A 16,223-nucleotide genomic window follows, 5' to 3' on the forward strand; every position below is an offset into this window, starting at 1 on the left:
TTTTATAGATAGGTTTAAGCTAGATTACAAATAAACTTTTATACCTCTTCATCTCATTGTTAGTTTATTACTGGATTAAAATAATTATATAGAGATAGAAGGATTAGAATATTTCAGATGTCACATAGTATGGTTAAGTAGCGAAATGAAAACTGTTGATACCATTAAAACATAATCTAATGAAAAAAGCCATAACAAAAGATAGGGTCACTTACGATGAATTTTTAGAAGCTTTGGCAATTGTAAAGCAATTCAGGAAGCAAGTATCTACACTTTATAAGGAAACGGAAGGAGAGGTGGGATCATTATCCAAATTTATCGGTGTGGACAAGAATACCAAAATTTATAGATTACCCTTATCTACAAGAGCAATGAACGTACTGAAAGCAATGGACAATATTGATATCTTGGAAGATACGACCGAGGATTTGGCCAAAATCACCTTGACCGAACTTTTACACACTCCGAATGCCGGCCACAAAACCATTGATGAATTTCAAGAGCTTTGTATGTTCGTCAATTTAAAAATGAAGCGACAATAGAATAGAGACACTCTCCCATACCTCCTTTCCTTGTGCATCACTTGTTGAATTTATTTTTTCAGAAAGGCCATTATCCAACCAATTTTCTATATCCTCATTCTTTAAGATTACCTGTTTTCTTTTTTTGTTGCGTGTTTTTTCAAAGTGGGGAGTGGCCCCTTTGGAAAGTACCGTAATTCCAGAATATTTCATCCCCCTTTCCTTGAGGGATTTTATTGTAATATATGATCCCAATTTTTATCTATAAGGATTAATTTAATTTACAGGCTCAAACTGGGCTTTTAAATAATCTCTCCAATATTCTAAATATAGTTCGTCTGAAATATTGGGGTTTAAACCTCTGGATTCCATTTGATTTTTAAATAGTTCGGTCATCATATTTTTTGCATACTCAATTTCGTTCGAATCTTCGGGGTATTGCCCTTTATCTGTTTTCCCTATCCATTTTTCTAATTCATTGCTCAATAGCTTTTTTTCTTTTTCATAACGTTTGTCGTTGATTATGTTAAATAATTCATTGGGGTCATTCTTCAAATCGTAAAGCTCTTCGCTAGCTCTTTTATTCTTCATAAATCTAGCTTGCTCTTTTGTAAGCAAGCTATCTTTGTACATAATCTGCATGAGCGTCAGTATTGGATATTCATACTTCTTATAAGCATTAAATTGAGTGTATGGGAGTTCCGGATAGTAATTTCTTATATATTTAAAATCATTGCTACGCACCATTCTTATTCGATCGACCGTCTCATCCCTTCTGTCCCTCATCCCAAAAATATATTTTCTGGGCAGGGCGTTTTGGGCTAGAAAATCACGGCCTTGAATGTTATTTTTGAATTCTATATTGGCGATATTTAAAGTCGTTGGAGCAATATCTACATTGCTAACAAGATTACTGTTACTTGTACCTGGTTCAATTTTTCCTGGCCATTTAACAATTAAGGGCGTATGAAGACCACCATCGTATAAAAACTGTTTCTCCCTTACATGAGGCCTGCCTTGGTCCCCGAAAAAGAATACCACTGTGTTATCTGAAAGTCCCTCAGCTTCCAATCGATTGAGGATTTCACCTACTTTTTGATCCATTAGTTGCACTGTCTCTAGATACATTGCCCAATCCTGTCTTACCATTAGCTTATTTGGATAATAAAGTGGCAATTTTATAGTATTAGGGTCAATGGGATGGGAAGTGTCTTTTTTAAATGGGCGATGTGGTATGGGAATTTGAATTTGGGAGAAAAATGGCTGCCCTTTTTTTCTTTCCTTCCAATCGGTTCCATGATATAAGTCTTTTTTATCATGGATAAAATTGTAATCTGTTTTACCCTTGTTGGTAACGAAATAGCCAGCATCCTTAAAATATTCTGTGATAGGTTTGACCCCATTTGGCAAGGAGGCTTTGTATCTGGTCCTGTGTTGCTGAGAACCAATACTTCCGGGGTACATGCCCGTAATTAAGGTTGATCTACTTACCGAGCACACGGCTGCCACAGTATACGTATTCAAATATTTTACGCCTTCAGAAGCGAGCTTATCCAGATTGGGAGTGTAAACCAGGGATTCTCCAAAACAATTTAGATCGGGGCCTAGATCATCTGCGATGATCCAAAGGATATTTGGCCTATCATCCATTGCGTTGAGTTCTTTTTTTCTGGTATTAAAATCAGGATTATTTTTATCTATTTTACTTCCACAACTGATTATCGTTAAGAGTGAGAATATTAAAAAGTAAATTGTCTTATATGGTTTCAAATCCGTTTTGATAACATGGATTTTGATAGGATTTTTGTTTGTCAAATAATTTAAACTCATGGCTTATTTATATTTTTCAAGGCTTCTCCCGCCTCTATTCCTAAATCGACCTCAATAATATCTATCCCGCTTCCAAGAATATTCAAATACCCATTAATCAACTGGACTTTATCTATTTTTCCTGTAGCGAATTGTTTATCGATGTTCCTGGAACTACCTTGGATGGACATGGTTCCCCGTTCATGAAGTAATTCTATAATTTCTTTATTGGGAGGTAGATCATGGCTAATGAAACCAATAACGTTCTGCCACGGAACCCCACTTTCATCTAAGTCCTTAATATTACTTTTTTTCCCCATCATAACTTCCATTACAATATTATTGTTTAGCTGGTAAGCTTTTTTAATATCTTCTAAGGAATATGCTATAACAATGGCATTGGCTTCGGCATTGTTTTCCACTATTTTCTGAATTCGCATTTCAATTGGAACATCTTTTTGATCTAATACAAGGATCGTCTTGCCTTTGGCCCATATAAGTGCTTCATCCAAGGTAGGGATCTGATAGTTGGTCAATTCCCCTTCTGTATCCTTCAATCTCAGTTTTTTCAACTCCGACAAGGTATAATCAGAAACTTTTCCCGACCCATTGGTTGTCCTATCCAGAGTTGGATCGTGCATTAGTATGATTTCTCCATCCTTGGTGTAATGGGGGTCGATTTCCAAAATTGCGGGGGTGTGCAACAGCGTATTATTAAAGGTGGCGATGCAATTTTCCGGGAAACCTTGTCGAGGTCCGCCCCTATGTGCACTCACGATTGGTTTCTTTACTGGAGAATATCTAAAAAAATCCTTAAGCTGCTTTGAAGATTTTATATCATAAGTATGCAATTGATATGGGAAATAGGGAGCATTCTTTGTAGAAGCAGTCTCGAATATATTTTTTATGTCCAAAAGTATATCGGGGTGCTGTTCTGCCACATTATGTTTTTCTTGGCGGTCCAGCAGTAAGTTGTAGAGCTCTATAGTTTCATTTTTGCTATCTGGGGTGTGAGTAGATACTGCCTTCCATTTTCCCATTCTTATTGCCCTACTGCTTAGCCAATTCCTTGGTAAAGCGTTGTTGGGTTTGTCCCAACTATAATTATAAGTGTAATTTTCCCAATATAGATAAGGATGTGGAAATTGTACTCCTGTACCGAATAGGGTATTGTAAAACGAAATTCCATCAATAGGTTCTTTAATTGAAACCGACGAAATTTCAGCAATCGTAGGCATAAAGTCCCATGCGGCAAGAATTTCATCAGATACTTGGCCGCCTTTAATTTTTTGTGGCCAATAGGCTATCAATGGAACGCGGATGCCTCCTTCGTACATATCACGTTTTGCACCTCTGAAACCTCCATTACTATTGAAGAATTTACCAAATTCTGGATTGGCCCCATTGTCGCTTGTAAAGAATATTATGGTGTTTTCATCTAAATTCTTTTCTTTTAAATGATCGATTATGCCCTTCACGTCTTTATCTAAACGAGATATCATTGCGGCATAATTCTTAAATTTTTCTGGCCAATCTTGATTTGCGTAAAGTGAATTATCAGGTATTACATGCTTTCCATGTGGCATGGTATAGGGCAAATAGAGAAAGAATGGTCGCTCAGCCTGTTGTCCATCAATAAAATCCTTTGTTTTATCAATAAAAAGATCATGGCTGTAAGTTCCTTGTCTTCCATCTTCGTTCTCATCTAGTAAAATCTTTTTTTCATTTTCGAAAAGGAAGGGAGGATAGTAGTTGTGTGCGTTAATTTGATCAAGATAACCATAAGAATAATCAAATCCCTGAGATTTTGGTCCCTTTCCTGGTTCCCCTAACCCCCATTTTCCGATGAGTCCGGTCTTATATCCATTGTTCTTGAGGATTTCTGCGATGGTCTTCTTTTCAGTCGGTAAGGCGGGGTCCGCCATTTCATCTGTTAAAAAATTACCTCTTATAAAAGTATGCCCGGTATGCATGCCTGTTAAAAGTGCTTCTCTTGATGGAGCACAAACAGTAGAGCCGGAATAGTAATTGGTGAATTTCATCCCGCGCTCCGCCATCTTATCAAGATTTGGAGTGTGGATCATTTTTTGTCCGTAACTCCCAAGATCGCCATAGCCAAGATCGTCAACCATAATTAGAATGATATTAGGTCTTTGGTTATCGATTTGGGCATATAGTGTGATTAAACTAGGTTGAACCATTAACATAATGGCCATAATGATTGATCGGTTCATATTTGTGAGGATTTAGTTCAATTAATGTTTAAGAAATATGGTCACTAAATATCATTGTTGGGATTAGATTTTTAATAATTGATATTCTATTCCAGATAATTATGTTGGCCCCGATGGAAAGAGCAATTATCTCATTGAGACAATAGGATTGATCGGACTTGATAAATTTCACGATGGACAATGAAAGTTTAATCAAGCTCAAAACTAAACTCATCATAGGATTCCGAGCGCCATGCATATTTTTGGGTGGTTGGAGATATTCCAAATAGAGGCGAGAATGTTTTGACCTTTACGGTCTTATTATCTGGCAAAAATTCTAGGATTCTAAGCCATCCGTCGCCACCATTTCCCATCCATCCCCCTCCCAAAGCCTGGGCGTTGAAAACCAACTGCTGTACTTTTTTATTTCCTGCATTCCTGTCCGTACGGAATGCTACGTGAGATTTGGGGTCATTGGGTCGACCTATATGACCAGCAAATACCATTTGGATATTTTTAGAAGGCTTTACTAATTTATCGAACAAAGCTGCACCATAGTTACAATCTTCAATTTTATAGTGTTCTTTGACGATGTGTTCGTTTTTGGGGTTCAGATATGAATGGGTGAGAAGCGCAACGGTATGGTCTTTGTATTTCTCCATACTGGTTACCTCTTTTGCCCATTCCACTATGGTGTCTCTGGGAGCAAATTCTAGGGAAACGAATAAAAATTTCCTTCCCTGTGGTGATTCGAATTCGAATACTGCATTTTCTAGAGTAGGGACATTCTCGGCATTTAATCCTACTTCGCGTAATATCTCTTGATTCTTAAAATTTTTATCTACTGGAAAATAATTCATGAAGTTAGATTTCCGATTTTCAATATTTACATATCCGTAATCATGGTTGCCACAGGCAGTAATGTAGGGCACCAATCCATCTAAGCGTCCAAAAGCATGTGAGACGGACTCCCATTGCGCTTTGCTAGATTGATTAGAAGAAATGCCGTTGGGATTTATTTTTTCGTTCTGCTCTACTAAATCTCCTGTACAGAGTACCATTTTAATGTTTAATGTATTTATATTCTCCCTGATCCAAGTGGTCATTAATTCTAACAAAGGTTGATTCCTTCCAAATTTCACATACGTTTGCGGATCAGGAAGTAAAATAATCGACCAAGAATCCGGGGAGCTCAAGTGCGGTGGCTCATAGTTGTCTTGTGCAGAAACGGATAATCCAGAAAGACAACAAATAAGAGCTAATGTAGGGAAATTCCAGTTTTGGAAATTTCTCTTAAACAGCACTATTGCTTTTTTGAAATCAATACAAAGTATTCTCATTTTGAATCTGTTTATTTTATACACTCCACTCGGGTTTCATTTTGCGGGAACGCAATTTATTTGCTTCTGAATCCCGTTTGAATTTTTCCTTTTTGGGATTCCAATATAATGGTCTCCTAAGTTCACAAGCTATATTGCCGAGATTACATATTGTGGCACTGCGATGCCCTGTTTCAACATCGGCGATTGGTTTTTTACGTGATCTCATTGCATCTAGAAAATCCTTATAATGGTTATCGCTATAATAGACCTTGTTTTCATTTTCTTTTATAGATTCGGTTGATAGCGATTCGGGAAAGGTCACCAACTTGTGTCGTTGTACTTCTATGGAGCCTTCGGTTCCTTTGAACTGTATAGCGTGATTTTTACCAAAATCCTCACGGGTCACTACGATTCCGTCGCCATAATTAAAAGTCAAATGGGGGTAGTTGCTCCCATCAGGCGGTATTATTTCAATAGGGCCACTATCATCTTTATCCAGTGCCCATTGGACGATATCGAACATATGCGTCCCCCAATCCGTCATGTCGCCTCCTCCAAGTCCTTTATAATAACGCCATTGTGCCCATAAATCATCCCCGATAGCAGGATTAAGTTGATGGTTATAATGAACGAATTCATTGGGTCCTAACCATAAGTCCCAATTAAGATCATAGGGAATTGTTTCTTGGGGCAGATCATAAGGTTTTGGTGAACCGCCAACGTTCACTTTTATTGACTGAATGTCACCAATATAACCATTCTTGATCAACTCTACTGTCTGCCTAAATTCGGGCCATGATCGTTGCATACTCCCGGTTTGAAATATTCTTTTATTCTTACGAGTTGCATTTACCATGGCACAACCTTCGGAAATGGTAAGGGACAGCGGCTTTTCACAATAAATATCTTTACCGGCTTCAGCCGCTCTTACAGCCATTGACGCATGCCAATGATCCGGACTGGCAATTACAACCCCATCAATGTCCTTACGATCTAATAGCTCCATAAAGTCTTCATGGGCGACACAATCTTGTTTAAAATTACTTTGATTTGTTGTATGCCATGCGTCCAGTTCGAATATAAAGTGTTGCATTTTGGAACGATATACGTCACTTACTGCTACAATTTGAATTTCTTGGGTTTGTAAAAAGGATTTTTGCAAATTCAATGCCTGTCTGCCAGCCCCAATAAAACCTAAGTTAATCCTATTATTTGGAGCCTTTTCATTGAGTGCCAATACATAGCTCGGAACTATGGTAAAAGAAGCCAAGGCAGCGGTCTGATAAATAAATTTTCTTCTGCCTTCAGTGGTGTTTTTTTTATTTTGCATAGATGGTTTATCTGTTCGTTTTACAGTAGCTTACACTATGTTTCATCTCGATCATTGTGTCATTTCCATCATAGCCATATTCAATATTGGCAGGAATGGACCATTGATTGTCTCGTATCAATTTCAATACTTCTTTGATAGGGGTGTCCCCTTCTCCAAATGGAACAGAAGGGCCTTGATTTTTTTTTCGATCTCTAATATGGATACATACTATCTTCTTATGATTTTGGCGTATAAATTCAACTGGATCGTAATTGGAAGCAGTAAAATGTCCGATATCGAGGTTTATCCGGATATATTCTGAATTGCCTTTCATTCCTTCCGTAAAGCTTTTAGGCGTCGCAAATTCATTGGGATTTTCAACGTGCGAATGGTTGTGCATACCTACCTTTATTCTATACTTTTGGGCAAATTTATCTACACGTTTCATCACAGCTACCGTGGCCGATGTAGTCAGGGTATCAGTTCCCAGATTCTTAGCTATTCTAAAAATCAAATCTAAATCGTTATCTGTGACATTGTCTTTAAAGGATCCGTTGTAGGCCTGGATATTTATTCCTGCATTATTAATTTTATCTCGTATAGATTTGATTTCATCCATAGTAACAGTGGAACGCCATTTTGCCAATCCATCTTTTTTAAATTTGGTTTCTTCTGGTGTTGAATTACGTTTCCACATAAATTCTAGAGGCTCTACATGGCCTTCCCATAACTCACAGCTTTTAATCCCTAATTCCTTCATTCCCTGAATGGCTTTATCTAAGGATCGGTCACGGAAGCTATAGGTTTGAACCCCAAGAACGATGTCCTTTTCATCTTTGGAAAGTAAATAGGGACTACTCATTGCTAAACAGTCTAATGGCACAAAAAGTAATGCTAAACCACTTAGAGTTAGATGTCCCCATTCCTTTCTTGTTATTTTTTTTCGCATCTAGGCGTCGTTTTTATCTATGACAATAGTTTTAATAGCCTGAATTTTGCGAGATTTTTGAATTTGATGATATCACATTTTCAGGAATAGGCATTAGATAATTTTTTGTGGCATCAAAAAGGATATCTCCGCCACCTATATTTATTTTTTCATAGACCAAGTTCCCTCCGTCTTCTGAAATCTTCATCCCTTGAAGTGGTTTGTTAAACACATCATCTGCGATTTTCCATCTCCATAAATCGAACAATCGTTTCCCCTCAAATGCAAGTTCTACTCTTCTTTCTCTCCGGATTCGCTCTCTAAGCTCGGATTGGGAAAGACCAACGGGAAGGTTGGGCAACCCTGCTCTTTGTCTTACTTTATTTACTACATCATAGATGCTTGGATCCGGACCGGAGACTTCATTTTTTGCTTCGGCATAATTGAGCAGCACTTCTGCATATCGCCAAATTATTGCATTTGATCCACTGCTATTTCCTGGAACAATTGAGGGGTCTATTAGTTTTCGAAGGAAGTATCCAGAGCGAGTTTTGCCGCCCTTACCTGGAACATCTATCTCATTCCTATTATTTGGAATGCCTAACCTCGTATAAATAATGTCATCTTTCCAAGTTGAGCCATCATAAATTATAGATCCATAGAATCTTTGGCTACGGTTTTTATATGGGTTGGAGGGATCGAATAATGCAGAACCTTCTGCTTCCGTTTTGCCATCAAGAAACTCATAGCTATCTATAAGATCCTGCGTAGGATTAACGGCTCCCCATCCATTACCATCTGCCACGTGGATCGGATTCCAATACTTTTCTTTTATTGTTCCCTTTATTTCTGCCTCATACTGCACATCAAATATTATTTCTTCATTGTTCTCATTGGCTATATGAAACAGTTTTTCGTAATCAGGATAAAGGTCGTAACCTGCACTGGACTCCATTATTTTTAAGTTGGTGGAAGCAGCATCCTGCCATTTTCCAGCATAAAGTTCCAACTCTCCCTTTAAGGCCCAGGCAGCACCTTTTGTAGCGCGTCCAATATTTTCGGATGAAACGGTCAAGGGCAGGTTTATTGATGCTTCTTCGCATTCAGTCTGTATAAAAGAAACACATTCTTCATAAGTATTTCTGGCCGTAAATATTTCATCGCCATCGGTATTACGATTTAATGGCTTTAGAATCAGTGGAACACCGCCGTATAGATCCACAAGGGATTTATAATAGTACGCACGTAAAAACCTTGCTTGAGCAATCAGGGAGTTCTTTGAATCTTCCTTAAAGTCCGCCTTTTGCACATTGACAATTAATAAATTGCATTTACGGATATTTTCATACATATTTCTCCAATGCCTATTGAATATTGGCGTTGATGGTCCATAAGTACCCAATGCGAAATTTTCGTAGGAAGGAATACCTGCTATATTCCCGCTTACGCTATTATCTGAGAAATTATCAAGGGGATCATTGCTGATTTCTGATGGTACATTTGTCCAAATTGAAGACTCTGGTCCTGGATTCAAACTATTGTAAATATCGTTCAAGAAAAGTCCTGCATTATCTGCACTGCTCCACAATGTACCATCGCTTAATTGATCGGTGGGCTGTACGTCTATCATTTCGTCGCTACATGAAAGTATTGTTAAGGATATAGCAATCAAAAACGGAGTATATAATGGTTTCATAATTGTATGTTTTTATGTTTATTAAATGAATTAAAAGCCAATATTAAGACCTAAAGAAAAAACCTTTTGCTGGAAATAATACCTCGCCCTTTTACTGCCGCCACTGACTCCTATCTCTGGGTCAAGATAATCTTCCGATGAAAATGTTAAGAGATTTTGTCCCGAAAGGAAAATTCTTAATGATTGCATTTTCATCTTTTCCAATACGTCTATTGGAAGATTAAACCCTAATTCTAAATTCTTCAGTCGAAGGTAACTTCCATCCCGTATCCACCAAGAGGAAGCTTTAGTGCTATTAGCGCTGGGCGATGGTAAAATGATGGGGTATTTGGCGTCCCTATTCTCTGGGGTCCAATAATCCAACTGATCCTCGAAAATTTTTGCACCATTAAAAAATGGGTTTGCGGCTTCGTTGGTTAGAAGGAAATTATTCTTTGCAGCACCTTGCCATAGCATGCCTAGGTCAAAGTTCTTCCATTTTAAATTGCCTGTAATACCATAAATGATTTGGGGGAAAGCAGAGTCTCCAATAACAACTTCGTCGTCGTTGTTGATTTTTCCATCATTATTAATGTCTTCGTATTTTATATCTCCTGGCTGTAACTGACCAAATTGGGTAGCAGAGGCATCAATTTCTTCCTGAGACTGGAAAAGGCCTATTGCCCTAAGTCCAAATTGTGTGTCAAGTGGTCTTCCAGTTCTACTTCTATTTGGATTGTTCAGGGTGGATTCATTCTCAAATGTCTGTATCAATTTATTCTTAGCGTAAGAAAGATTCAGACCAAAATCGACTCTAAGGTCATTTGAAAAGCTATTTTGTGAGGTTAAGGAAAAATCAAATCCTTTATTTTCCATAACTCCTGCATTAATTTGAGAAATCCCTATTCCATATTCCAAAGGGACTACTGAATTTGGGGAAACCAACATATTTGATCGTTTTTCCTTGAAAAAATCAAGTTCAAAACCTAATCGACCCGCTAGAAATGTTCCTTCCAGCCCCACATTGATCTTGTTGGCTACTTCCCAAGTAATATTTACGTTCGGTTCCTTGCGCTCCACCGCACCCTGTACTTGAGAACCACCAAATACATAGCTGTTAACAAGATCAAATGAACTTAAATATTGAAAGGGCCCTCCTGCTAGGTTGCCCGATTTCCCATAGGAACCACGTAGTTTAAGACTATTGATCCAGGAAACGTTGTCCTTAATAAAAGACTCTTCGGACAACCTCCAACCTAGAGATACCGCGGGGAAAAAGGCATATCGGTTGTTTGGAGCGAAATAATAATGACCATCATATCGTCCGGAGAATTCAGCAAGATATTTTTGGGAATAATCATAGGCAAGCCGATATACCAAGCCCAATTGCTTGTTGCTTTTTGAAGACCCATTATTATCAAAATCATTCTTAGAAGAACTTCCCATCGAGAGCTCATCAAGGTCGACCTGATAATTGATTCGAGAGGCAGAAAAATCTATTCCATCCCCATTTCTTTGCTCAGCAACAAATAGAGCATCAATACCATGCTTTCCAAATCTGTTGTTATAGGTAATATAGCCTTGAATGGTTGTGTTTATCCTCTCGCGAAAAGACTGACTTAGTCTTGGTGATGTAACACCTCCATTTCTTTCAATAAACTCGTCATTACTATCTAAGGCATAAAAAACATATGGTGTTTCCCACTGTTTGTTTAAGGTATATCCTTTGTCATATGATATTACTCCTTTTAAACTTAATCCAGGAACTGCTGGAATCTGTTGCTCTATGGATAACTGTGTGTATAGGGTATTTTTTTTGTCGTTGTTGTAGCCACTATCGTAAATGGAAGGTAATAGTTTATTTCCCGGTAAACCATTGCTAAAGGATAATTGATCTAGGAACAATGGAGGTTGCTTGGTTGCTTGTGTATATATGCCTGCTCCGTTTACAGATCCGGGATTTTCAGTCACTTCTAAACTACCTTTGATATTGAATGAGATTAATGTTGAGTTAGTTGCGTCAAAATCAATGTTGGACGCTAGATTATATCTTGAGAAATTAATTGTTTTTACGGAACCTTGTTGATACAGATAACCCAGTGAGCTAAAAAACCGAATTTTGTCAGAACCACCTGAAAAAGTTAGATTGTGGTTTAACATCGGTGCATTAAAATCAATTACTTCTTTGACCCAGTCGTGATTCGGATAATGATCAGGATCACTACCATTTTTATACTTTTGAAGTTCTTCCTCGCTATAAGCTGGATCTAATCCAGCGTTTTTACTGGCCACATTCAGTGCAGTGGCAAAGTCATAAGAATCCAAGTATTTTGGATACCGAGTGGGTCGCTGGATACCGAACCATGTATTGTAATTGAAATTGATTTTTCCCTCTTTACCTCTTTTAGTGGTTATAACAACCACACCATTAGCACCGGCCAAGCCATAAGGGGCAACCGCAGCCGCATCCTTTAAGACTGTAATACTTTCTATTTCATTGGGGTCAATTTGGGAATAGCTCCGTGGAACTCCGTCAACAATAGTTAATGCTCCAGAATTAGAACCAATTGTTCCAAGACCTCTTACCCTAATTTCTGCAGCATCTGCTCCTGGTTCTCCACTAGGCTGAAACGCAAGTACTCCCGAAACTCTTCCAGCAATACTGTTATTTATATTCGCTACAGGATTGTCGGATACCATATCGCCTTTTAAAGTTGATATAGAAGCTGTTACGGAACTTTTTTTCTGAGTTCCATACCCTACTACTACAATCTCATCCAAGGTTGCTGCACTCTCTTCCAATGTAATAGTAAGATTACTCTGCCCGTTTAGTACAACTTCTTTTGTCGCGAATCCGATATAAGAAACTGTTAGTGATGCTTTTTCGCTTTTAACCATTAAAGTAAAATTCCCATCAAAATCAGTCGTAACTCCGTTTGTTGTGCCTTTTTCAATCACATTCGCACCTGGTAGTGGAGTGCCATCGTAATCTATCACCATCCCACTTATTTCAAATTGTGCTTTGTCTAGTATAATAGATTTTTCATTTGGCTTTGGTTGAGGCTCTATTTGCGCTCGTAGAATAATCTGCTTTTCATACATTTTATATTCGATATTTGATTCTGAAAAAAGATCATCCAATACTTCCGATAACCATTTATCTGATACATTAACGGATACGGATTTTCTATAATCAACCTCTTTGTCTTTATATACAAACTTATAATCGGTTATCACCTCAATCCTATTTAAGACTTTCTCTAAACTAACATTGTTAAAGTTTAAGGTGACTTTTGCATTTTGGCCATAGGAAGAATTGGCATTCATTTGAAACACTGAAATGATCAAAATGAGAGCGGTAATTTTCATCTTTAAATCTAAGCACATCTGAAAAGGAATATGCTGTCTTTTAATAATTGGTTTTTTCATTATTTTTGTGGTTTTTAGGTGGTTAAATAATTTAGTCAAATCGTAAATCGGGAAATGCTGACACATTTCCCAATTTTAATAGGATTTGTAAAAAAAGATATGCTCTGTGAAATTTTCATATTTAAGTTTAAATCATATTAAATCTAACTTTAAGGATTAATTGTAATTTTTTTATTGTCAATAATATATTCTATCCCGTAATTATCCTCGAAAGTATTAAGTACATGTTCCAGTGATGGATTTTCGAAGCTGGCCGTAAATAATTCCTGGCCTAAGACCTTGTTGTTGTTTATTATAGTGATATCATAATGTCTTTCTAGTTTTTTAATAATTTCATTAAAAGTGGTATGCCTGAATACAATGTTGCCATTTTTCCATGCGGTGAATAAGAAGGTCTCGCTCTTCTCTATAGTGATTTCCATATTTGTCTTGTTCAACGAAGCTAAATGTCCCGGAGTTAGGAGTGTCTTCCTATTAGAGTCCTGATCTTCATCTTGGTATAGGGCAACAGACCCCTCAACCAGTACTGTATTTGTAGTGTTGTCCTCTGGATAGGAGGTAACATTGAATGATGTGCCCAAAACCATTATATCCAATTCATTAGTATTAACAATGAAAGGGTTTTCATTTTTGGCTACCTCGAAAAAAGCTTCTCCGGAGAGATATACTTCTCTATTTTGACCCTTGATAAATTTTATGGGATATTTAAGAGAACTGCCTGCATTTAAAAATATACGGGTACTATCTGAAAGTATGATATCGAATCGTTTTCCATAAGGAACTGTTAATATGTTATAGATCAACTTTTCGACACGCGATTCATTATTATATATTATTCGATTCCCATGCTGGGTCCCTACAATATTACCATGGGAGTCTACAACCCGTGTAGTACCATCGTCATCTATTGTCTTTATATCGCCATTTTCTAGCTTAAGTGTAATGGTATTTTCTGGAATGGAAACGATAGGACTGGTGTCCGAAGTATTTACTTGATATATGGTTGCCAAACCAAAAACCACCACTATCATTGCAGCGTACTTAAGAGTTTCGACCCAGATTCTCTTACGTTTGGCTATGGTGTCCTGATCTAATACCCTTTTATATTCCTCTAAACTTTTTCCAATATTTATGATTTTGGAAGTTTCTTCAAATGTAGTAGCTAAATATCTAGCTTTTAGGATATTGAACTTTTGGGTATTCTCTTTTGATGACCGGATCCACTTTTCTATCTCACGAGTTTCTTGAGGAGAAGTATTTTCCTGTATATATTTCAATATTTGATCACGTTCCATAGTATGTCTTATACTATATAGACGATTCAAATAGAAGGTGTACCTAAAACAATTATAAAAAAGTTATAAAAAATAGTGTTAGAAACTCTTTTAAATGGAACTTCATATGCTTAAGAGCATTGGAAATATGGTTATCCACGGTTCGTTTAGATATGTTCAGGGTTTTAGCAATATCAGCATGTTTCATCCCCTCTATCCTACTTTTTATAAAGACTTTTTTACATTTTTCAGGAAGTAATTCAATTGCAAGGTTAATCCTCAACTCCAGTTCTTCCTCCAGAATTGTGGCGGCTGCTTCATCTTTAATGAACTGATAATTTATTGCAGTCTTTTCATTATAAAAAGTTTTTGAAAAAGATTCTTTGACTTTTAGATGCTTTATGTGATCCAAGCAGGAGTTCTTGGTCATGGTATAAAGGTAGTTATTGATACTTTTGATTTTACCGAATTCACTCTTCCGTTCCCATACCTTTATAAAGACATTTTGTACGATTCCCTCAGCATCTTCCAGGTTTCCGAGATAACCTTTTGCGATATGTAGAAGTTTGTCATAGTAAAGGCGAAACAAGGTTTCATAGGCCTTAATATCTCCCTTTCGCAATTCATTGCTAAAGATGGATGAGTCGATATTAGGGCTTTGTGATTTCAGGATTTTGAAATATTTGAACCTCTAAAGTACAAATAAATACATATTGTAAACAATTCTAAGAAAATAGACTTTGCTAACTGGTTGCACATGTACAAATTCATTGAAATTCTAAATATGTAAAAGCATAAGGGAATTTAGCGGTGTATTAGTGTAGAAACATTTTTCTTAAATCGTTCCCAGATAGAAGCAGGATTTCCAATCAGATCAATACTCAATCTCTAATTCCTTGTACTTTACTTCTTTAATTATATCCGGTCTGTTAGAGTCTATCTGTGGACTGTATAAATCTTTGCTGATGGGGTAGGCGTGGAGGTCGGTATCACCCATATCATGCTTTATCACTTCTTGAATTTCTTTTTCAGAAAGGTCAGAATTCAACCAAGTTTCTACATCCTCATCCTTTAATATTACGGGACGTCTTTTTTTGGTGTTGTGTATTTTTTCAAAGAGGGGAGTGGCCTCCTTGGTTAGGATGGTAAAGGTGTTATATCCATCCTTTGTTGTAGTGTAGATTCCAGCGAGACTGATCAATTCTTTATTCCTTCGCTCGAAATAAAAAGGGACCTTAAATTTTTTTGGTGCGGTATGGGGCTCAAAAAAACCATCTACGGGAATGATACAGCGTTTGGTAAAGGCACTGTGCTTATAAATAAAATGATCAAAGAGCTTTTCGGAGCGCGCATTTAATCCTGCCCCAAATCGTGCGGCATCCTTATAATACTTCTGGTAGTCGGCCCCCATTTCGCTTACAGGCATTACGCCCCACATGGAAGGAGTAATGTGATCATTTCTTTCTTGGGGAACAATCCATAGTAGCGGATGGGCCCACCCATTGGCATGGTAATATACCAACTCATCCTCAACGGGGGTTTTACCGACCAGCTTGGATACATTATAGAATTTTTGCAAGTCTTTTATGGAAGTCGTTACCCTGGTACCGAAACACATAATTCTAGTTTTCCTCTAATTTAAGAATTTAACTTTTATGGTGGGGATTCAGTGAACTAAATTAGTGTTTTTAAAAAATATCCGTAGATCAGGATTTTGTGCCTAGAAAAAATTAGCCACTG

The 16,223-nt window shown here is 37.3% G+C and carries 12 protein-coding genes; 1 reads left to right on the forward strand and 11 read right to left on the reverse strand.

Features of this window, described 5'->3' with window-relative positions; all coding sequences use genetic code 11:
- The first annotated feature begins 179 nt into the window (after nt 1-179).
- Nucleotides 180-542, forward strand: coding sequence for a DNA-directed RNA polymerase subunit alpha C-terminal domain-containing protein (locus KCTC52924_RS09465; RefSeq protein WP_251807987.1), 363 nt, complete (start codon nt 180-182; stop codon nt 540-542).
- Here the strand turns inward: KCTC52924_RS09465 and KCTC52924_RS09470 are convergent.
- The 11 genes from KCTC52924_RS09470 to KCTC52924_RS09520 all read right to left on the reverse strand — a co-directional run bounded on the left by KCTC52924_RS09470 (nt 522) and on the right by KCTC52924_RS09520 (nt 16,101).
- Nucleotides 522-734: a hypothetical protein gene (locus KCTC52924_RS09470; protein ID WP_370671535.1), complete on the reverse strand. Its 213-nt coding sequence runs from the start codon at nt 732-734 to the stop codon at nt 522-524. The two genes, KCTC52924_RS09465 and KCTC52924_RS09470, sit on opposite strands and share 21 nt — an antisense overlap.
- Nucleotides 735-797: 63 nt before the next feature.
- Nucleotides 798-2,351, reverse strand: a complete 1,554-nt coding sequence (locus KCTC52924_RS09475) for a sulfatase (protein WP_251807989.1) — start codon at nt 2,349-2,351, stop codon at nt 798-800.
- Nucleotides 2,348-4,564 carry a sulfatase-like hydrolase/transferase gene (locus KCTC52924_RS09480; protein ID WP_251807990.1) on the reverse strand — a complete coding sequence of 739 codons (2,217 nt, stop codon included), beginning with the start codon at nt 4,562-4,564 and terminating at the stop codon, nt 2,348-2,350. The genes KCTC52924_RS09475 and KCTC52924_RS09480 overlap by 4 nt, the downstream gene beginning before the upstream one ends.
- A 188-nt stretch (nt 4,565-4,752) precedes the next feature.
- Nucleotides 4,753-5,883 (reverse strand): metallophosphoesterase, encoded by a 1,131-nt coding sequence (locus KCTC52924_RS09485; RefSeq protein ID WP_251807991.1) that lies wholly within the window; start codon nt 5,881-5,883, stop codon nt 4,753-4,755.
- A 16-nt stretch (nt 5,884-5,899) separates the two neighbouring features.
- Nucleotides 5,900-7,195: a Gfo/Idh/MocA family protein gene (locus KCTC52924_RS09490; protein ID WP_251807992.1), complete on the reverse strand. Its 1,296-nt coding sequence runs from the start codon at nt 7,193-7,195 to the stop codon at nt 5,900-5,902.
- 7 nt (nt 7,196-7,202) lie between these two features.
- Complete coding sequence (locus KCTC52924_RS09495) at nt 7,203-8,126, reverse strand: sugar phosphate isomerase/epimerase (protein WP_251807993.1); 924 nt, start codon at nt 8,124-8,126, stop codon at nt 7,203-7,205.
- Between the two features lie 31 nt (nt 8,127-8,157).
- Nucleotides 8,158-9,801 (reverse strand): RagB/SusD family nutrient uptake outer membrane protein, encoded by a 1,644-nt coding sequence (locus tag KCTC52924_RS09500; RefSeq protein WP_251807994.1) that lies wholly within the window; start codon nt 9,799-9,801, stop codon nt 8,158-8,160.
- A 30-nt stretch (nt 9,802-9,831) separates the two neighbouring features.
- Entirely contained in the window at nt 9,832-13,209 is a 3,378-nt protein-coding gene (locus KCTC52924_RS09505) for a TonB-dependent receptor (protein ID WP_251807995.1), read from the reverse strand.
- 149 nt (nt 13,210-13,358) lie between these two features.
- Nucleotides 13,359-14,504, reverse strand: a complete 1,146-nt coding sequence (locus tag KCTC52924_RS09510) for a FecR family protein (protein ID WP_251807996.1) — start codon at nt 14,502-14,504, stop codon at nt 13,359-13,361.
- 52 nt (nt 14,505-14,556) lie between these two features.
- Nucleotides 14,557-15,105 (reverse strand): RNA polymerase sigma-70 factor, encoded by a 549-nt coding sequence (locus KCTC52924_RS09515; protein ID WP_251807997.1) that lies wholly within the window; start codon nt 15,103-15,105, stop codon nt 14,557-14,559.
- A 252-nt stretch (nt 15,106-15,357) separates the two neighbouring features.
- Entirely contained in the window at nt 15,358-16,101 is a 744-nt protein-coding gene (locus tag KCTC52924_RS09520) for an SOS response-associated peptidase (protein WP_251807998.1), read from the reverse strand.
- Nucleotides 16,102-16,223 lie beyond the last annotated feature (122 nt).

Source organism: Arenibacter antarcticus, from assembly GCF_041320605.1.
Classification (GTDB): Bacteria; Bacteroidota; Bacteroidia; order Flavobacteriales; family Flavobacteriaceae; genus Arenibacter; species Arenibacter antarcticus.